This window comes from Trinickia sp. (genome assembly GCF_036503415.1).
In the GTDB taxonomy this organism is placed as follows: Bacteria; Pseudomonadota; Gammaproteobacteria; order Burkholderiales; family Burkholderiaceae; genus Trinickia.
Genome location: NZ_DASXWY010000159.1, coordinates 55431 through 74931 on the forward strand (window position 1 = coordinate 55431; position 19501 = coordinate 74931).

The window sequence follows — 19501 nt, forward strand, 5'->3', positions numbered from 1 at the left end:
ACACCCGTATGAACGACGCCGCGCCTGGCCCGGCAACTGCCCGCGTGCTCGTCGTCGACGACGACGAGGGCATCTTGCGCCTCGCGCGAAAATCGCTCGAGCGCGCGGGCTGTCGCGTATTTTCGAGTTCGAACGTCGTGGCGGCGCGCGCGAGCATCGAGGGCGACCGGCCCGATCTGCTCGTACTCGACTATCAACTCGGGTGCGCTGAAACAGGGCTTGATTTCTTTCGCCGGCTGCGGCGGGAGGGCATCGCGCTGCCTGCCATCCTCGTGACCGGGTTCACCGACGAATCGCGAGTCATCGAGGCGCTGCGCGCCGGCATATCGGACGTGGTGCCGAAGTCGGAAGGCTACCTCGACTATCTGCCGGAAGCCGTCGAACGCGTGCTCGCGCAGGTTCGCCTGCAGCGTGCGTCGGCGGAGGCCCTGCTGCTGCGCGACCGCGAGGCACATTACCGGAGTCTTTCGGAGACCTTGCCGCACCTCGTTTTTACGAGCAACTCGCGCGGCGAGTGCGATTTCTTCTCCAAACAGTGGTACGCCTATACCGGGCTCGACGAGGCGGCGTCGCGCGGCCTCGGCTGGCTCGACGCGGTGCATCCAGACGATCGGGAAGCGCTGCGCCGCAACTGGCTCGACGCGGTCCGCGGCGATGCGGCCGATCACCGGCACGAGCTGCGCATTCGGGGCAGCGATGGCAGATACCGCTGGTTCGACATGCGCATCGCACCGGTGCGCGACGCGAATGGCGGCATCGCCAAATGGTTCGCCAGCTGCACGGACATCCAATCGCAGCGCGAGGCGATCGACGAGCGCGAGCGCTTGCTCGCTGCCGAACAAAGCGCGCGCCAAACGGCCGAGGAAGCGAATCGCGCGAAGGATCGTTTCCTCGCCATGCTCTCGCACGAGCTGCGCACGCCGTTGACCCCGGTGCTCGCGGGGACGCGCGTGCTCGAGGTGATGCCGGGCCTGCCCGATGCCGCGCAAGCAACCGTCAAGATGATCCGGCGCAACATCGAACTGGAGGCGCGGCTCATCGACGACCTTCTGGATCTCACGCGCGTTGCCAACGGAAAATTGCGCCTCTCGCTCGAAGCGGTCGACGTACACGAAGTGATCGACAGTGTGCTCGAACTCTTTCACAGCGAGATCCAGGTCAAGCAGCTCGACGTCAATGTCGAGAAAATGGCGAGCAACCGCTATGTGCTGGCGGATCGTGCCCGGCTGCAGCAAATGCTCTGGAATCTCGTGCGTAACGCGGCGAAGTTCACGCCTGACGGCGGCCATATCTATGTGCGCACGCGCGACGCGCGCATGCAGATCGAAATCTCGATCGAGGACACGGGAATCGGCATTGCTCCCGATCAGATCGGCAAGCTTTTCAATGCGTTTGAACAGGGCAGTCAACGGATGACCCAGCAGTTCGGCGGGTTGGGTCTGGGGCTGGCCATCACCAAGGCGCTGACCGACGCCCATGGCGGCACTGTCAGCGCCCACAGCCCCGGGCCGCATTGCGGTGCGACCTTCGCGATTGCTCTACCGACCGTTGCCGCGCCCGCGGCGGCGCCCGAGGTGACCGACGCCGCCGCGGGCGGCGCCGACGAGCGGTTGGCGATACTGCTCGTCGAGGATCACGCCGATACGGCCGAAGTCATGGCGCAGCTGATGCGCGGGCTCGGCCATGAGGTGACGGTCGCGTCCTCAGTGGCAAGCGCGCTGTCCGCATCGCAGGGGGCTTCGTTCGACCTCATCGTCAGCGACATCGGCTTGCCCGATGGCACGGGGATCGATTTCATCGGCGCATTCCGCCAGCGCTCGCAAGTCCCGGCCGTCGCGCTGACGGGCTTTGGCACGGACGAGGATGTGCGGCGCTGCCTGGCGGCCGGGTTCACTTCGCACCTCACGAAGCCCGTCAATTTCGCTCAACTTGAAGAGCTCATCCAGCGCACCGCGGCGGAAAAAGCCGGCGGTGGCGGCGCGCGCGCAGCGGCGGCGTGAGGCGACGCCCGACTGCGCAAGACGTTCTGCGCGCGTCCCCCGAGATCGGCCGCTGAGCGCTCGGTCGCTCAGCGCTTGAGCGAATCGCGTATCTCGCGCAGCAGTATGATGTCTTCGGACGGGGGCGGCGGCTCCGCCGGCGCGGCGGGCTCGGCGGCTTCGAGCTCGCGCAGCTTGTTGATGAACTTCACCATTCCGAAGACGATGACCGCCAGGATCAGGAAGTTGATGACCACGGTGATGAACGAGCCATAACCGAACACGGCGACGCCTGCCGTCTGCAGATCCTTGAACGAATCGGGGTTGCCCTTGAACGAGGGAGGGATGTCGCCCAGGCGAATGAACTTGTTCGAGAAATCGAGCCCACCCGTTGCCACGCCCACGAGCGGCATGATCAGATCCTTGACGATCGAATTGACGATCGTCGAGAAGGCGCCCCCGATGATGACGCCGATCGCGAGATCCATCACGTTGCCCTTGACGGCGAATTCCTTGAATTCCTTCACGATGCTCATGTTTTCTTCCCTCCTTGTGAAGGGCGCGCGGCAATGAATGTTGGCACCCGCGGCCATGATAGCGAACGGGTGCGCCGAGCGCGCGTTTTTTCGTTCGGTGCGCGGCGCGTCTTCAGCCGTCGCGTCGATCTCGCCGTGCTTGCTCAGATCCGATAGGCGAGGCGCAGTCCGCCCCAATGCCGTGCTGCGACGAAGATCGGTGCCGATGCGTCTTTCATCGTCACGAACTGGCCGCCGCCCATGTCGCGGCGGTAGGTCTGCAGCAGGAACGGTTTCGTATGCGTGGCGCAAGCGAGTCCCGTTCGGTCGTTGAAAATCCTGCGATTGCGACAGTGCGCGGCGTTCCAGGCGGGCTCGCCGGGACGCTGCGGCTCGGAAAACTTCCTGTTATGCGTCGGCAGGTAGCCTCGGACGTCGACGGCCGCGCAAAACGCGACCCGCTCGTCGAGCGCGAGCAGCGGCTCCTGGAACGCCGGCAACACCCGGTCGGTGAATTGCGTGAAGCGCGTCATGAACTGCTGCGGATCGGAGCCGGGGATCGGGACATAGTTGGCGTCGAAGAGGTCATCGAGCCGGATATCGCCGCGCGCGATGGCGGCCTCGAACGCCTTGCCGATCGCCGCGGCGGTGCGCTGCACGGCCTCGATGAAACGCGTATCGGGTGTCTCGACGCCCGTTGCGGCGGTCAGTTCGATCAGCGTCTCCGAGACGCTGACGAGGTTGGAAAGGCGGTCTTTCGCTTGAAGGAAGTTCTCGCCCGATTGCTCGACGTCGTTCGCGATGGCGGCCACCGCCTGTTCGAGCGTATGGCACTGCGTTTCGATTTCGGTCGTGAGCGTCGCGATCTCTTCGGCTTCGCCGTGCAGTTTCGTCACGGCATTGCCGGTGGATGCGACGATTTCGCCGATCGCGCGCGTACCGTCCTTCACGCGATTGGCGCGAGCGGTGTTCTCCGTGCCGTCGGCAATCAATTGCTCCGTCTGTGAGGTCAGGCGCGCGAGTGTGGCTTCGATCTGCGATGTCGCTTGAGCCGTCTTGCTCGAGAGGTTTTTGACCTCGGCGGCTACGACGGCGAAGCTCTTGCCCGATTCGCCCGCGCGCGCCGCTTCGATCGCGGCGTTGATCGCGAGCAGATGCGTTTGCCGGGCGATGAGCGAAATCTCTTCGGATACGCTGCTGACATGAGCGAGCGCGTCGCGCAACGCGTCGATCTGCGTGGCGATGCCCGTCACGCCACGCACGAGCCCATGAATATCCTCGAGCGATGCGTCGAGCGTGATACGCGATTCGTCGACGGCTTGCGAGGCTTCGGCGCTGACGACACGCACCTGGCGCGCCGCTTCGGCGATACGGTGGTTGCCGGCCATCGTCACGGCGGCGGATTCGCGCAACTGCCGGCACACGTGCGCCTGAGTCGCGACGCGGTTGGCGACCTCTTCGACGTGGCCGGATACATCGCAGATTTCGACGCCGAGCTTGCCCGCGTGCTCGGCGATATCGCCGACGAGCGAGTGCGCAAAGCGGGGCCGGCGCTTGACGAAGCGCATCATGAAGGTCTCCTGACGGAGCTCGGCTCCGGTCGTTTTTCTTCCCGGCCAACGCCGGTGCGAATCAGTTCTATCGAATCTGGCTTACGCAGGCCTTACGCGCGAGTGCATCGAGGGCGTCGCGAACGACACGGCCGCCGCATGCTCGACCCATGTGTTTACGGCGCGACAGCGTTCCGACTTGAGGTTTGCGGAGTAGTGAATTTCCGCCATTGCGCGTGCGCGAACAAGTCTTTAGATTGAGCGGCGGCTTTGCACGCACGACGCGCCCGATGAGACCCCTCGCAGCAGCCCCGGGCTAGTTCCCACGCTCCGTCAGAGAGCCCATTCGTGCGTGCGTCACACATTACGGGAGAAACCGTGCGCGTTCCTTTTGCGGCGCGCATGCCGATATCATGTTCAATCGCTTGACGATACGCGGCGGGCTGACGCTCACCATCGCGGGTTACACACTCGCCCTCATTGCAACGATGGTAGTGGCGATGCTTGGGCTCAATCAAAGCAACGATGCGCTTCGCCAGATGTATGCGACCGATACGGCTGCGCTCACGCATCTGAAAACGAGTTCCGAGCGCATGCTGCAACTGCGGCTGGCGCTGGCCAGCTACGAGACGCTGTTTGCGATGGGCGAGGCCTCGGACGACATGCTGCCGAAAGCGCATGACGTGCTCAAGCAGAGCGACACGGAATGGACCGAGTATCTGCGCAAACCGCGCGACGCCAAAGAAACCACGCTGGCGAACAATGTCGGCGAGGCCCGCAAGGCGCTCATCGACCAGGGCATCGAGCCCGAGTTCAAGGCATTGACGGACAACGATTTCAACGCATTCCGCAATATCCAGGGACGCACAGCCAATCAGCTCTACGCGCGCTACGATGCCGCGATCACGGCGCTCGAAGCGTTGCAGGTCCGGCATCAGCAGGCGCGCTACGATCGCGCGCAGCAGGCGTTCCACACGCTGGCGCTTGCGGCCGCCGCAATGGCGTTCGTTGCCTTCGTCATCGGCATCATCGCGCGTACGGCGCTCGTCGCGGCGGTCGTGCGGCCGATCGACAGCGTCATTCGTCACTTCGAGCGGATTGCCTCGGGCGACCTGACCGGTGCGATCGATACGAGCCGCAACAACGAAATGGGGCGTCTCGTGACTGCGCTCAAGCAGATGCAGACCGCGTTGGCCTCGACCGTGGGCCGGGTGCGCAGCGGCTCGGAGGCCATCATGCACGGCGCGCGCGAGATCGCATCAGGCAATGCCGACCTCTCGCAGCGCACCGAAGAGCAGGCGTCTTCGCTGCAGCAGACGGCCTCGAACATGGAAGAGCTGACCGCGACGGTCAGACAGAACGCGGATCATGCGCGCGAAGCCAATGCGCTCGCCGACGAGGCATCGCTCACGGCGACGCGCGGCGGCGAGGTCGTCAGCGATGTCGTGCGGACGATGGAAGACATCGCATCGAGTTCGAATCAGATCGGCGACATCAGCGGCGTGATCGAGGGCATCGCTTTCCAGACCAACATTCTCGCGCTCAACGCGGCCGTCGAGGCGGCACGCGCGGGCGAGCAGGGCCGGGGCTTCGCCGTGGTGGCCGGGGAAGTGCGCTCTCTCGCGCAGCGCAGCGCGAGCGCCGCCAAGGAGATCAAGGCGTTGATCGCGCAGTCGGCCGACAAGGTGCAGGCGGGCACGACGCTCGTTGCGCGCGCCGGGACGACGATGCAGGAAGTCGTGGGCGCCGTGCAGCGCGTGACCGATATCATCGGCAAGATCAGCACGGCTTCGGTCGAGCAATCCAACGGCATCGATCAGATCGGCCAGGCTGTCATGCAGATGGACACGGTGACGCAGCAAAACGCGGCACTCGTCGAAGAAGCCGCCGCCGCGGCGGCGTCGCTCGAAGAGCAAGCGGCACAACTCGAAGCTGCCGTTGCGGCGTTTCGTGTCGACGCGCATGCGGGCGCTGCCGCCACGGGGAATGCGCGCGCGGCCGTCGCTCATGCGCCGGCATCACACGCACGGCGCGAGCCTGCCACGGCTGCCGCATTGCCGGTCTGACACGCAGCGGGTTAGGCGAACCTGTAATCGCGGACCCGCACGCGGCGCGTGCGGTGTTTGAAAACGAACGAGAAGCCCGGCCACAGCGCGGTATTTTTTCCGCTGGCGCTCAGATACCAGCTGCGGCATCCGGTCTGCCAGACCGAACGGCGCAGCGTGTCCTGCAGCCGCTCGTTGAACGCGCGCTGCGCGGCGTCCGTCACCGTCATCGTTCGGGCGCCGCGGCGAGCGAGCGTGCGCAGACAATCGGCGATGTAGTCGATCTGCGACTCGATCATATAAACCATCGAGTTGTGGCCGAGCCCCGTATTGGGGCCGACGATCATGAAAAAATTCGGAAAGCCGGCCACGCTCGTGCCGAGATAGGCTTCGGGGCCGTCTCGGCGCCAACGCGCATCGAGATCGGCCCCGTTCGCGCCGATGACCGTGAAGGGCGCTCCCACATCGTTGACCTGAAAGCCCGTTGCGCAGACGATCGCGTCGAGCGCGCGATGCTTGCCGTCCGTCGTGACGATGCCGTCCGTGACGATCTCGCCGATGGCGTTCGTCACGAGTTCGACGTTCGGCTGCGCGAGCGCCGGGTAGTAATCGCTCGAAAGCAGGACGCGCTTGCAGCCGAACCGGTAGTCCGGTGTCAGCTTCTCGCGCAAATGGGCGTCGGGGACCCGTCGCGCCAGATAGGCGAGGCTGAATGCCGTGGGCCCCTTCATCAACCGCGGATGGAAGACGAACGCGACGGCCCGGGCTTCATGCTGCCAATAAAGTGCATGGCGCAACAGACGTTGCGACAACGGTAAACGCCGAAAGAGCCGCTGTGCGCGCTCGCTGATCGGCCGATCCGGTCGGGGCATGATCCATGGCGGCGTGCGCTGAAACAGGTGAAGCTGCGCAACGCGCGGCTGGATGCGCGGCACGAACTGTATCGCGCTCGCACCCGTCCCGATCACGGCAACCGTTTTTCCTTCGAGCGCATAGTCATGGTCCCACGCCGCCGAGTGAAAGAGCTTGCCCGCGAAGCGCTCGATGCCCGGGATGGCCGGTAGCGCCGGCCGCGACAGTGCACCGTTGGCCGCGATGACGATATCGGCTTCGACGCGCTCGCGCGAGCCGCCGCGCACGATGTCGAGCTGCCAGACGCGCGTGGCGGTGTCGAAGCGGGCCGCGCTCACGCGCGCGCCGAAGCGGATGGATGGCCGGAGGCCGTACTTCTCGGCACAGCGCTGCAAATACGCGAGAATTTCGGACTGCGAAGCAAACGTGCGGGTCCAGTATGGATTGGGCTCGAACGAAAACGAATAGAGATGCGAGGGGATGTCGCACGCAGCGCCGGGATAGACATTGTCCCGCCAGGTGCCGCCGACATCGTGGGCTGCCTCGTAGATCACGAACGAGGCGATGCCCATGCGTTGCAAGCGGATGGCCATGCCGATACCGGCAAAACCGCTGCCGACGATTGCGATGCGAGGCGTGCTCGCGGGCCGTGCGGCCGGCATCGTCAGTGCCCAACGAGAGAGGCTCCCACGCGGGGAGCCTCTGTCGAATACAGCGGGCGGAGTGCGATGCGCACGCTCAACTGTCGTTCCAGTCGCCGCCGCCCGAATCGTTGCTGCCATAATCCACGCCGCCACCACCGTCGTTCCAGTCGTTCGAGCCCTGACCGAAGTCGACACCGCCATTGTCGCCCCCGGCTGCGCGACGGCGCGCTTCGTCATCGTCGACATAGACATCGCGTTCGATCACACGGTCGCGCCCATGCGACAGTGCTTCGCCAAGCAGCACGCCCGTCAGCAAGCCGCCCATTCCGCCGCCGAAGCCGCCGCCTTGCTGGACGACGACGGTCGGCTGTTGCTGCACCGGCTGCTGCGGCGCCTGTTGCTGAAGGCGCTCGGCCTCCTGCGCATACGGGGACGCCGGTGCGCCGGCGGCCGGCGTGGCATGCGGATCGGGCCTGCCTTCGGCGCGCGCTTTCAAGCTTTCGAGCTGACGATCGAGCTCGTCGAGCCGATAGCCCGGGACGGGATTGCTACCGCTCGAGAGCGTCTCGACGAGCTCGCGCAATTGGGTTTCGGCACCTTCGACTTCGCTTGCAAGCGCCTCGTGCCCCGGCGTGGCTGAAAGCCGCGTATCGAGCTTCAACGAGCGTGCCGCGTTGAGGAGTTCGGTGGCACGCTTCAATTGCGCGCGACGCTCTTCGTCGGCGCGACCGTCTTCGGTCGTGCGCGCGCGGCGCAACGTCCAGCGCAGCACGAGCGCGATCACGACGACGAGCAGTACGATGCCGATCCACATGCCCATCGACGGTCCGCGGTGGGCGAGGGCGCCCGGTACCGCTTGCGCCGGTGCGAACGCGTTGGCCGCCGCGTGTTGCGCGGGTGCGGATGGCGGAATCGTCGTGTTGGCACGGTTTGCAGCCGCGCGCACGCGTGCCTCGACTTGCGCGAAGCGTGCCGGGTCCGTGAACTTCAGTTGCGGATCGAGTGTTTTGGCCTGCTCGATCTGTGCGAGCCCGTCGGCGTAGCGGCCCTCGCGGGCGAGCACTTGTCCGTACAGATAGTGAGCGTGCGCATTGTTCGGATGGGCTTGCAGAACCTGCGTGAGCTCGGTGTCGGCCTGCTGCCAGTTGCCTTGCGCCATCGCGCGCTCGACTTGCTGCGCGCTCGGTACGGCGGCGAATGCGGCACTCGCGGTCAGTGCAAGTACCGCTGCCACGACTGCGACAAATTTCTTCATGAGCTCAACCGGGCGCATTGCGCCCGTCTCCATGCCATGGGTCCGATACCGATGCGACGGGCGCCATTGCAGCGAAGCGCGTGCGACGGCGGCCCGTTTGCCACTGCTGTTTTGCCGTATCGGTCCTGAGCACCGCGCGTTTTTATTGCGCCGGCGCGTTCAACTGCTTCTTCAACGCGGCCAGCCGCTCGTCGACCGACGGGCCTTTGTCGAGCGCCGCGAGTTTGTCCTCGAGAGCCTTGCCGCTCGAGACGTCCGCCGAATTGAGGCGTGCATCCGAGCGCGCATTAGAGAGCGCGACTTTCTCTTCGAGCTTGTTGAAGTCCTCGGACAGGTTCTTGCCGCCAATGCCGCCCAATGCCGTCGCGGCGGTGTCCTTGGCCTGGGCGATCTGCTGCTTCGCCTGCAGGATGTTCGAACGCGAGTTCAGATCGTTGCGGCGCCCGCGCATGTCGGCAATCTGGCTCTTCAATTGCTCGACCGAGGGCTCCAGCGTGGCGAGCTCGCGTGCGAGCGCATCGCGCTCGGCTTCCGCGGTGGCCTGCGCCGCCAGCGCTTCGCGCGCAAGGTCTTCGTTGCCCGATTGCAGCGCGCGTTTTGCGCCGTCTTCGTACTTGCGGGCCTTTTCGGCGGCCGCATCGCGCTTGCTTTGCTGCGTGGCGACCTGCGCTTCGATTTCGATCAGCGAATTCTCGGCTTTGGCGATGCTGTCGTCGAGCTCGCGCACGATTTGACGCGCATCGCGCGACGGATCCTGTACGGATTCAGCCGCGTCATTCAAGAGCCCCTTGACGGTGCGCGAAATAGTGTCGAATAGCGACATGTAGTTCTCCTCAGTTGACTCGGCGCCGAACGAAAGATTGCGGGTGTCCGGTTCATCCTCTACTTTACGCCGCGTTGCCGGGCCGCGGCGGCAAGCGTACGCAGCGGATATCGGGGCGCGCGGCGGCTTTGCAAGAGCGCGCAGGTGCCGCGTGCCGTCCGAACCCTCGTCCGCTGGCGGATATTACAACAAGGGATCGTTAACTCCCGCTTAAATGCGGCGCGAAAATACGGCTTGCAGCGGGCCGCGGCGGGGCGCGCGCGACTCAGGCAAGACGCGGCGTGAAGCGCTTGCGTGGGGGGCGCGAGGGGCTGTCGGCCGGGTCGTCGGCGGATGTTTCGGACCAGCGCGACGTCAGACGCGTGACCGTTTCGAGATCGAGCGCGGGAGGCGGTTCGCTGTCTTGCATACGGGCCTCCTCGACCGGCTCGCAGGCAAGCGCTTGCGCGACGGCCGCCGCAACGGGTATGGCCCCAGGCCGTACGGCGGCGGCCTCGTCCCGTTCTCCGCCGGCCCCCATGGCCTCGGACGCGGCTGGCGTTTCGGCGGGCGGCTCGCACGGCGATATTCGATGCTGAGTGGTCGATTCCCGAGCGGGCGCCGCATCGGCGATGCGCCGCAGCGTCTCGTTGAGCGAATCGGGGGCGGCCGGCGCTCTCCAACTGTCCACGATCCGTGCCGCACGCACGTCGTCGGCCGTTTCCTCGAAAGCGAGCACGGCGCGGCGCACGAGTTCGCTGATGCTGATACCAAGGCTGTGCGCCTTGGTCGCCAGGGCGCGCTTTTGCGCCGGTGTCACGAAGACGGCGATACGTTCGCTGCGGTGATTCATGGTCGGCTCGCTGGCGTAAGGAGACGGTAAGGCCGATCGGTTGCGTCGGCACGAGAACGGCGGTCGGCCTCCATCATAGAATGACGGCCGCTGCCGCAAAATGTGCGCGTTGCGCATAATGAGTGTCCGATCAAGGACTTGACTCGCTTGTAGGCGGCTTGTCCACAGACCTTTCAACATTTTCTGTTGATAACCCGGCGGCGGCTGTGCGGCAGCCAACGTGGGGAATTCTTACAAAAAAACTTCGTTGCCGGCCAGGCGATTTCATTAAAATGCGCTGTTGCGTCGCCGGGCCGCGGGCGTTGGCCAGTCGCGGCACCGTTATAATTACGATTTCGAGCGCCGCCCGGCGGGCGAGCGCGCAACGGCGCGGCAAGCCGCGCTGACCATGCGTCATGCCTATCATTAAACGACCCCGATCCTCCGAGTCTCCGGCCGACGGCCGACAACCTTCCCGAGTGAGTCCCGAACGCCAGCATGGCTCGTTCGGCAGCAGCCTGCTGCTGACATTGGGCGGCCTCGTCGCAACCGTTGCCGTCGTCTTCGCGCTGATTATTGGCTATGCATTGATCGTGATGGCGCCGCAATTGCCGTCGCTCGATGCGCTGACCGACTATCGCCCGAAGGTGCCATTGCGCGTCTATACGGCCGACCACGTACTGATCGGCGAATTCGGCGAGGAGCGGCGCTCTCTCGTGCGTTTCGCCGATATTCCCGATTCGATGAAAAAAGCGGTGCTCGCGATCGAGGACTATCGCTTCTACGAGCATGGCGGCGTGGATTTCCTCGGCATCCTGCGTGCCGGTATGGCGGACATCCTCCATGGCGGCGCGTCGCAAGGCGCGAGCACGATCACGATGCAGGTGGCGCGCAACTTCTTCCTCTCGAGCGAGAAGACCTACACGCGGAAGATCTACGAAATGATGCTCGCGTACAAGATCGAGCGCGCGCTGACGAAAGATCAGATCCTCGAGCTCTACATGAACCAGATCTATCTGGGCGAGCGCGCGTATGGTTTCGCGGCGGCCGCCCGGGTGTATTTCGGCAAGGATCTCAAGGACATCACGCTGGCTCAGGCGGCGATGCTGGCCGGGCTGCCCAAGGCGCCCTCGGCATACAATCCGATCGTCAATCCGAAGCGCGCGAAGATCCGGCAGGAGTACATCCTCAAGCGGATGCTCGATCTGCGCTATATCACGCAGGCGCAATACGATCAGGCCGTCAAGGAAGACATTCACACGAAGGTGTCGGGCAACGAATACAGCGTGCATGCGGAGTATGTCGCCGAGATGGTGCGACAGATGATGTACGCGCAATACAAGGAAGAAACGTATACGCGGGGCTTGTCGGTCGTGACGACCCTCGACTCGGCGTACCAGGATGCGGCTTACCGCGCCGTGCGCAAGGGTGTCATGGACTACGAGCGCCGGCACGGCTATCGCGGACCGGAAGGCTTCGTCGAGCTGCCGGCCGGCCGCGACGAACGCGACGAGGCAATCGACGATGCGCTCGCCGATCATCCGGACGACGGCGAACTGGTGGCCGGTGTCGTCACCGCAGCGAGCCCGAAGCAGCTGACCGTGCAATTCGTCGACGGCAATACGGCCAACGTGACCGGCGAAGGGCTGCGTTTCGCGGCGACGGCACTGAGCGCGCGCGCCAGCGCGGCGCAGCGGATCAAGCCCGGTTCGATCGTCCGGTTGATGCCCGATGCGAAGGGCAACTGGCAGATCACCCAGTTGCCGCAGGTGGAAGGCGCGCTCGTTTCGCTCTCGCCGCAAGATGGCGCGCTCCGTGCGCTCGTCGGCGGGTTCGACTTCAACAAGAACAAGTTCAATCACGTGACGCAAGCCTGGCGTCAGCCCGGTTCGAGCTTCAAGCCGTTCATCTATTCGGCGTCGCTCGAAAAGGGCCTCGCCCCGGCGACGATCATCAACGATGCGCCGCTTTACTTCCCCCCGAGCACGCCGGGCGGGGAGGCGTGGGAGCCGAAGGACGACGATCAGCCCGATGGCCCGATGTCGATGCGCGTGGCGCTCGAGAAGTCGAAGAACCTCGTCTCGATCCGGATTCTTTCCTATATCGGTACCAAGTATGCGCAGGACTATGTGACGCAGCGCTTCGGTTTCGACGCGGACAAGACACCTCCTTACTTGCCGATGGCGCTGGGCGCTGGGCTCGTCACGCCGCTGCAGTCGGCCGCGGCCTACGCGGTGTTCGCGAACGGCGGCTATCGCGTCAATCCTTATCTGATCGCGGAAGTCGATGACGCGCACGGTCAGCCGATCTCCAAGGCGCAGCCGATCGTGGCAGGGCGGGACGCGCCGCGTACGATCAGCGCGGCCAACGCCTTCATCATGAACTCTCTGCTGCATTCGGTGGCAACGGCAGGTACCGGTGCGGGCACGAACGTCTTGCATCGCTCGGACCTCTCCGGCAAAACCGGTACGACGAACGACGCCAAGGACGGATGGTTCGCGGGTTACCAGCCGACGCTGGTCGCGGTGGCCTGGATGGGCTACGACCAACCGAAGAGTCTCGGCAGCCGCGAATTCGGTGCGCAGCTCGCGCTGCCGATCTGGGTCGACTACATGGGCCAGGCGCTGCGTGGCGTACCGCAGGTGCAAATGCCGATGCCCGAAGGTGTGACGACGATCGGCGGCGAGCTTTACTACGCGGACATGACGCCTGGCAATGGCTTCGTTGCGAGCATCGGCACAGGCGGCGAACCGGGGACTGCGCTGGCTGGCGCCGGCGCGAGCGAAGCGGTCGGCAGCATCGGACCGGCGGGGCTCGCGGCGCCTGCGGCACCGCCGCCCAGTGTGTCGTCGCAGGAGAAGAAACAGATTCTCAATCTGTTCAATGACAACCGGCCCTGAGCGGTCGCCATCGCGCAGGTGCGATGGGAGGCTCCTCGCATCCACCTTCGCGCGATCAATTACCCGAATGGCCTGGGAGTCGCGCTAGGCCGGCGCGCTAAGTCGACGCGCGCGCCCGTTCGAGATGGGCGGACAACGTGGCCGGGTCGGTATTCGTTCCGCACAGGATGACGCCGACGCGCTTGCCTTGCAGCGTTTCGCGCAGCGGCCCCAAGAGCGCGGCCGTTGCCGCGGCGCACGCCGGCTCGACAGCGAGCTTGAGCTGGACGAACAGCTTGAGCATCGCTGCGCGCAACTCATCGTCCGAAACGGTGACGATCCGATCGATGTGGCGCCGGCACAGCTCGTAGCTATATTGCTCGGTGTGCGGTGCCATCAGGGAATCGGCGATGGTGTGCATCGCGCCCATCTTCACGGTGTGATTGGCGGCGAAACTGCGCGACATTGCATCGGCGCCCTCCGGTTCGACACCGAACACATGCACGCGCGGATTGGCGAGGCGCAATGCGGTCGAGACGCCGGCTGCCAAGCCGCCGCCGCCGATGGGGACGATCACCGCATCGAGATCGGGCGTCTGCGTCGCCCATTCGTAGCCGAGCGTTGCCGTGCCCAGCACCGTGCGATAGCCATTGAACGGGTGAACGAAAAAGCGGCCTTCCTCGGCTTCGATTCGGCGCACGACATCGAATGCTTCGGCCGGCGAGTCGGCCATGACGACCTCGGCGCGGTACTGTTTGCACAGCGCGATGCGCGCAGGGCTTGCCGTGCGGAACATCACCACTTTCGCGCTCGTACCGAGCCGCATGGCCGCATAGGCAACCGCCGCCGCATGATTGCCGCCCGATACGCAGGTCACGCCGACACTGCGCTGCGATGCGTCGAGCGCGAGCAGATTCGTGAATGCGCCCCTCACCTTGAAGCTGCCGCTCGACTGCAGCAATTCGAACTTGAAATTGATGTTCGTGCCTTCGAGCGTCGGAAAGTCATGCCGTTCGAAGACCGGCGTCCGCACGACCCAGGGCGTGAGCGCGAAATGCTGTGACGCGATGGCGTCCAGCGTGGGAACCGGCTCGGCGTCGATCGTATGGTCGGTATGCTGCGATGAAGCGGTGGACATGAGCGAAGCCATCGTAAAGGACAAGTGAGGGACCCGCGCTACTGTTGCTGCTGTTGCGTATCGACCGACATGCTGCGAATGAATTTGCGCAAGAAGCTTTCACAGGCGTCGAGCTGCGCGAGCTCGACATACTCGTTCGGCTTGTGCGCCTGCTCGATGTCGCCCGGCCCGCAGACGACGCTCGGCACGCCGGCCAGCGCGAACAACCCCGCTTCCGTGCCATAGGCGACCTTGCGCGTATCGCGATCGCCCGTCAAGGCGCGCACGAGTTGCGTGATGGCCGCCTGCTCGGTGGCGTCGAGACCCGGCGCCGCGGCGATCCGCGTGAACTCGATTGCGGCGTTCGGATGCTCGCGCCGCATCTGCGGCAGCAGCGTTTCGTTCGCGTAGCGCTCGATGCGCGCGAATACGACGGCCGGATCGAGCGTCGGCAGGTTGCGAAACTCGAAGGCGAAGCGGCACTCGGCCGGCACCGTGTTGATCGCATTGCCGCCTTCGATCGTGCTCGTCTGCGCCGTGGTGAACGGCACGTCGTAGCTCGTATCGAACGGACCGTCGCGCCGCATTTGGTCGGCCACGTCGCGAATGTGGCAGATGAGGCGGGCCGCATATTCGATCGCGTTGAGGCCCTTGGGCGTCAGCGACGAATGGGCCGCATGACCGCGCACGCAGCAGCGATACGCGTTGATGCCTTTATGCGCCACGATCGGACGCATGCTGGTGGGCTCGCCCACGATGCAGCCGTCCGGCTTGATGCCACGCTTTTGCAGGTCTGCGATCATCAGCGGCGCACCGGCACAGCCGATTTCCTCGTCGAACGAGAAAGCCAGGTGAATCGGCTTCGCGAGCCGTGCCGATTGCATTTCGGGCACGAGCGCGAGCGCCGCGCCGATGAAGCCCTTCATATCGCAGGTGCCGCGGCCATACAACCGGCCGTCGCGAATCTCGGGCGAAAACGGATCGCTGTCCCACTGTTGTCCATCGACGGGCACGACGTCCGTGTGGCCGGACAGCACGACGCCGCCTTGCGTAGAACCGTCGTGCGCGGGGATCGTGGCGAACAGGTTGGCCCATTCGCCGCGCTCGCCGCGCGCATCGCGCGTCAGCAGGGAAGAAATGCCTCGTGCCGCCAACGATTCGCACACGAGTTCGATCAGTTCGATATTCGGTACACGGCTAGTCGTATCGATCGAGACGAGCCGTTCGACCCATTGCAAACTGAGCGGAACCGGTGAAGCGGAGGAGGGGGCCGAAGCCAGCGAGTGGGGAGAGGACGTGGAGGATCGGTGCGCCGTTTCAGCGTCTTGAGACATGACAAGCTCCAGCTCGAGAGTGCCTCCGATCATACCGAAAAACCGCGTGCAACCCAAATAGTGCGAGCGACAGCGGCATGCTGCGGCGCCGCAATCGAGCGCCGCAGCATGCTTTTTTCATCGCGCGGCGGCGGCCGGTTGGCGCGCGGGCGCGCCCAGCGCACGCAGCGTCTCCTTGGCGGTCGCGACACGCACGGCCAGATCGGGGCTGCGCGTTTCGATGCGCAGCTTGTCCTGTCCCGCCAGCTTGATGTGCTTGTTCTTGTGGACCATCTCGATGATGCGCATGCCGTCGATGGGCGGATTCGGCACGAACTGAAGGCTGATCGCGGCTTCGCCCGCATCGATCTTCGAGACGCCGAGCGGCTTCGCCGCAAGTCGCAGCCGGTGCGTCTCGACGAGCGCGTGGGCTTGCGTCGGCAGCTTGCCGAAGCGGTCGATCAGTTCTTCCTGGATATCGTCGATGGCGTCGCTGGTCTCGCAATTGGCGAGGCGTTTGTAGATCGACAGGCGCTCTTGCACGTCGCCGCAATAGTCTGCGGGAAGGATGGCGGGCGTATGCAGATTGATCTCGGTCGTCGCCGCGAGGGGCGCGGTCAGATCGGGCTCCTGGCCGTTCTTGAGCGCTTTCACGGCGTCGCTGAGCATCTCCGAATACAGCTGAAAACCGATCTCGTGGATTTCGCCCGATTGCTTGTCGCCCAGTACCTCGCCGGTGCCGCGAATCTCGAGATCGTGCATCGCCAGATAAAAACCGGAACCGAGTTCCTCCATCTGCTGAATGGCTTCGAGTCGGCGCTGCGCCTGCTTCGTCAATCCTTGCGGATCGTGCACGAGCAGATAGGCATAAGCCTGGTGGTGCGAGCGCCCGACGCGTCCGCGCAATTGATGCAGCTGCGCGAGGCCGAACTTGTCGGCGCGATGAATGAGAATCGTATTCGAGCTCGGGACGTCGATGCCGGTTTCGATGATGGTCGTGCACAGCAGGACGTTGGCCCGCTGAGAGACGAAGTCGCGCATGACGCGCTCGAGCTCACGTTCATGCATCTGCCCGTGTGCCACCGCGATCCGCGCCTCGGGCACGAGCGCTTCGAGCATGGCGCGCCGGTTTTCGATCGTTTCCACTTCGTTGTGCAGGAAGTAGACTTGCCCGCCGCGTTTGAGCTCCCGCAACATCGCTTCGCGAATGACGCTGTCTTCCTCGCGCCGCACGAATGTCTTGATCGCCAGCCGTTTTTGCGGCGCGGTGGCGATGACGGAAAAGTCGCGCAGGCCTTCGAGCGCCATGCCCAGTGTTCGCGGAATGGGGGTGGCGGTCAACGTCAGCACATCGACCTCGGCGCGCAACGCCTTTAGCGCCTCCTTTTGCCGTACGCCGAAGCGATGCTCTTCGTCGATGATGACGAGGCCGAGCCGCTTGAAGCGCACGTCCGACGACAGCAGCTTGTGCGTGCCGATGACGATGTCGATCGAGCCGTCGTTGATCTGCTCGATGGCCGCGTTGACCTCCTTCGTCGACTTGAAGCGCGAGAGCTCAGCAATGCGCACGGGCCATTCGGCGAAGCGATCGGTGAAGGTCTGCGTGTGCTGTTCGGCGAGCAGCGTGGTGGGCGCGAGCAGCGCGACCTGCTTGCCGGCCATCACCGCGATGAACGCGGCTCGCAATGCCACCTCGGTCTTGCCGAAGCCCACGTCGCCGCATACGAGCCGGTCCATCGGACGACCCGTCGTCATGTCGCCGATAACGGCGGCGATCGCGGCGGCCTGATCCGGCGTTTCCTCGAAACCGAAACTCTCGGCGAATTTGCCGTAGTCGCGCGGATCGAACCGGAAGGCATGGCCCTCGCGCGCGGCGCGCCGCGCATAGAGGTTGAGCAGCTCGGCGGCCGTGTCGCGAATCTGCTGTGCCGCGCGGCGCTTGGCCCGTTCCCATTGGCCGGAGCCGAGCGCGTGCAACGGGGCGGTGTCCGGGTCCGCGCCGCTGTAGCGGGAAATCACATGCAGTTGCGCGACGGGGACGTAGAGCTTGCTGTCGCCGGCGTACTCGAGATGGAGGAACTCGGTTTCGCCTTCGCCGAGGTCCATCGTCACGAGTCCCATATAGCGGCCGATACCGTGCTGCGCATGCACGACAGGATCGCCCACCTTGAGCTCCGAGAGGTCGCGCACCATCGAATCGACGTTGCTGGCCTGCTCCTGACGCCGGCGGCCGGCGCGCCGGGCCAGCGGGCCGTAGAGTTCGGTCTCGGTGACGACGGCCCAGCCTTCCGCCGGCAGCACGAAGCCCGTCGAGAGCGGCGCCACCCCGAGCGCAAACGCGGCGTCGCCTTGCAGCCAGCTCTCGAAGCTCTCGCCCGCTTGCGGCTTGAGGCCATTTTCGGCGAGGAACTGGGCGATCGTTTCGCGGCGGCCGGCCGACTCCGCGGCGATCAGCACACGCCGGCCGCTCGTGGCGAGGTAGGCGCGCAGCGCGGCGACCGGATCGTCGGCACGACGATCGACGGCCAGCGACGGCAGCGGCGTGCTCCAGCCTCCGCCGCCGTCGGTGGGCACCACCAGACGCGCGAACGGCTTGGCCAGCGTATAGAAATCCTCATCGGAAAGGAACAGCCGCTGCGGCTCGAGAATCGGCCGCTCGCGGTCGTGCGACAAAAACGCGTGGCGTTGCTTCGTGTCGGCCGTGAAGCGCCGGATCGCGTTCTCGAGATCGCCGACGAACGCAAGGTGGGCGTTTGCCGGCAGGTAGTGGAACAGGGTGGCCGTCTGCTCGAAAAAGAGCGGCAAGTAGTACTCGATGCCGGCGGAGGGCACGCCGTTGCCGATGTCCTTGTAGATCGACGAACGGCTCGGGTCGCCTTCGAATACCTCGCGCCAGCGGCTACGAAACGCGGTGCGGGCCGCTTCGTCGAACGGAAACTCGCGGCCCGGCAGCAGGCGCACGTCGCGCACGGGGTACAGGCTGCGTTGCGTGTCCGGATCGAATGCCCGGATCGAATCGACCTGGTCGTCGAAAAGATCGATCCGGTACGGCAACGCGGAGCCCATCGGATAGAGGTCGATCAGCGAGCCCCGCACGCAGTACTCACCGGGGCGCACGACCTGGCTCACGTGCTCGTAGCCCGCGAGCGTGAGCTGCGCTTTCAGTTTGGCTTCGTCGAGCCTGGCCCCTTGCGAGAACGAGAACGTGTAGGCCGCGAGGAACGAGGCCGGCGGCATCCGGTAGAGCGCCGTCGTGGCGGGTACCAGCAGTACGTCGCAACGACCCTCGCCGAGGTCGTGCAGCGTCGCCAGGCGCTCGGAAACGAGATCCTGGTGCGGCGAGAACGTGTCGTAGGGCAGCGTCTCCCAGTCCGGCAGCCGCCGCACGCGGGCGCCGGGCGCGAACCAGGCGAGCTCCTGGGAAAGCCGTTGCGCGTCGACGGCGCTCGCGCAGACCACGGCGAGCAGCGGCACCGCCGCGCCCGCCGCCTGCAGATATCGGGCGATCAGCAGCGCGTCGGCCGAGCCATGCGCCCCGTCGAACGCGAAGCGCTGGCCCGGTTTGACGAGCGGAAACGGTAAAAGCGGCGAAAAGGGTGTTGCGGCAGTCTGCATGACGGGAATGTAGGCCGTTTCAATGAACGGCACGTGCGCAAAAAACGGACGCAGCACGGGCCGGAAGGGGTTGAGCGCGAGCACGGACCCGGGTCGGCCGAAT

12 protein-coding genes are annotated in these 19501 nt (G+C 65.1%); 3 read left to right on the forward strand and 9 right to left on the reverse strand.

The window, feature by feature from the left end; all coding sequences use genetic code 11:
* Positions 1–8: 8 nt before the first annotated feature.
* Positions 9–2000: a hybrid sensor histidine kinase/response regulator gene (locus VGL01_RS19405; RefSeq protein ID WP_331572199.1), complete on the forward strand. Its 1992-nt coding sequence runs from the start codon at positions 9–11 to the stop codon at positions 1998–2000.
* A 68-nt stretch (positions 2001–2068) separates the two neighbouring features.
* Here VGL01_RS19405 and mscL read toward each other — a convergent pair whose 3' ends face one another.
* Together mscL and VGL01_RS19415 are read right to left on the reverse strand one after the other, a co-directional pair.
* Positions 2069–2515, reverse strand: a complete 447-nt coding sequence (gene mscL, locus VGL01_RS19410; RefSeq protein WP_331572201.1) for a large conductance mechanosensitive channel protein MscL — start codon at positions 2513–2515, stop codon at positions 2069–2071.
* Positions 2516–2658: 143 nt separating this feature from the next.
* Entirely contained in the window at positions 2659–4065 is a 1407-nt protein-coding gene (locus VGL01_RS19415) for a methyl-accepting chemotaxis protein (protein ID WP_331572203.1), read from the reverse strand.
* A gap of 392 nt (positions 4066–4457) precedes the next feature.
* On the opposite strand from VGL01_RS19415, the gene VGL01_RS19420 reads away from it, so the two are divergent.
* Positions 4458–6110, forward strand: a complete 1653-nt coding sequence (locus VGL01_RS19420) for a methyl-accepting chemotaxis protein (protein WP_331572205.1) — start codon at positions 4458–4460, stop codon at positions 6108–6110.
* 11 nt (positions 6111–6121) lie between these two features.
* Here VGL01_RS19420 and VGL01_RS19425 read toward each other — a convergent pair whose 3' ends face one another.
* The 4 genes from VGL01_RS19425 to VGL01_RS19440 form a co-directional block, all read right to left on the reverse strand.
* Positions 6122–7603, reverse strand: a complete 1482-nt coding sequence (locus VGL01_RS19425) for an NAD(P)/FAD-dependent oxidoreductase (protein ID WP_331572207.1) — start codon at positions 7601–7603, stop codon at positions 6122–6124.
* A 76-nt stretch (positions 7604–7679) separates the two neighbouring features.
* Positions 7680–8840: a tetratricopeptide repeat protein gene (locus tag VGL01_RS19430; protein ID WP_331572209.1), complete on the reverse strand. Its 1161-nt coding sequence runs from the start codon at positions 8838–8840 to the stop codon at positions 7680–7682.
* Between the two features lie 142 nt (positions 8841–8982).
* Positions 8983–9663, reverse strand: coding sequence for a PspA/IM30 family protein (locus tag VGL01_RS19435; RefSeq protein WP_173258159.1), 681 nt, complete (start codon positions 9661–9663; stop codon positions 8983–8985).
* A gap of 265 nt (positions 9664–9928) precedes the next feature.
* Positions 9929–10495, reverse strand: coding sequence for a plasmid mobilization protein (locus VGL01_RS19440; RefSeq protein WP_331572211.1), 567 nt, complete (start codon positions 10493–10495; stop codon positions 9929–9931).
* 395 nt (positions 10496–10890) lie between these two features.
* Here VGL01_RS19440 and VGL01_RS19445 point away from each other — a divergent pair, with 395 nt between their 5' ends.
* The gene (locus VGL01_RS19445; RefSeq protein ID WP_331572213.1) at positions 10891–13374 is read left to right on the forward strand and encodes a penicillin-binding protein 1A; all 2484 of its coding nucleotides are present in this window, start codon (positions 10891–10893) and stop codon (positions 13372–13374) included.
* 97 nt (positions 13375–13471) lie between these two features.
* Here VGL01_RS19445 and VGL01_RS19450 read toward each other — a convergent pair whose 3' ends face one another.
* The 3 genes from VGL01_RS19450 to mfd form a co-directional block, all read right to left on the reverse strand.
* A complete protein-coding gene (locus VGL01_RS19450; protein WP_331572215.1) occupies positions 13472–14491 on the reverse strand; it encodes a threonine/serine dehydratase in 1020 nt (339 codons plus the stop codon).
* Between the two features lie 38 nt (positions 14492–14529).
* Positions 14530–15804 carry an acetylornithine deacetylase gene (gene argE / locus VGL01_RS19455; RefSeq protein WP_331572217.1) on the reverse strand — a complete coding sequence of 425 codons (1275 nt, stop codon included), beginning with the start codon at positions 15802–15804 and terminating at the stop codon, positions 14530–14532.
* A gap of 117 nt (positions 15805–15921) precedes the next feature.
* The gene (gene mfd / locus VGL01_RS19460; RefSeq protein WP_331572330.1) at positions 15922–19398 is read right to left on the reverse strand and encodes a transcription-repair coupling factor; all 3477 of its coding nucleotides are present in this window, start codon (positions 19396–19398) and stop codon (positions 15922–15924) included.
* Positions 19399–19501 lie beyond the last annotated feature (103 nt).

Bases quoted from the DNA above. Each gene is read 5' to 3' on its own strand.
- mfd (WP_331572330.1), bottom strand. From the start codon at position 19,398: ATGCAGACTGCCGCAACACCCTTTTCGCCGCTTTTACCGTTTCCGCTC.
- VGL01_RS19420 (WP_331572205.1), top strand. From the start codon at position 4,458: ATGTTCAATCGCTTGACGATACGCGGCGGGCTGACGCTCACCATCGCG.
- VGL01_RS19445 (WP_331572213.1), top strand. From the start codon at position 10,891: ATGCCTATCATTAAACGACCCCGATCCTCCGAGTCTCCGGCCGACGGC.
- VGL01_RS19405 (WP_331572199.1), top strand. From the start codon at position 9: ATGAACGACGCCGCGCCTGGCCCGGCAACTGCCCGCGTGCTCGTCGTC.
- argE (WP_331572217.1), bottom strand. From the start codon at position 15,804: ATGTCTCAAGACGCTGAAACGGCGCACCGATCCTCCACGTCCTCTCCC.
- VGL01_RS19450 (WP_331572215.1), bottom strand. From the start codon at position 14,491: ATGTCCACCGCTTCATCGCAGCATACCGACCATACGATCGACGCCGAG.
- mscL (WP_331572201.1), bottom strand. From the start codon at position 2,515: ATGAGCATCGTGAAGGAATTCAAGGAATTCGCCGTCAAGGGCAACGTG.
- VGL01_RS19425 (WP_331572207.1), bottom strand. From the start codon at position 7,603: ATGCCGGCCGCACGGCCCGCGAGCACGCCTCGCATCGCAATCGTCGGC.
- VGL01_RS19430 (WP_331572209.1), bottom strand. From the start codon at position 8,840: ATGAAGAAATTTGTCGCAGTCGTGGCAGCGGTACTTGCACTGACCGCG.
- VGL01_RS19440 (WP_331572211.1), bottom strand. From the start codon at position 10,495: ATGAATCACCGCAGCGAACGTATCGCCGTCTTCGTGACACCGGCGCAA.
- VGL01_RS19415 (WP_331572203.1), bottom strand. From the start codon at position 4,065: ATGATGCGCTTCGTCAAGCGCCGGCCCCGCTTTGCGCACTCGCTCGTC.
- VGL01_RS19435 (WP_173258159.1), bottom strand. From the start codon at position 9,663: ATGTCGCTATTCGACACTATTTCGCGCACCGTCAAGGGGCTCTTGAAT.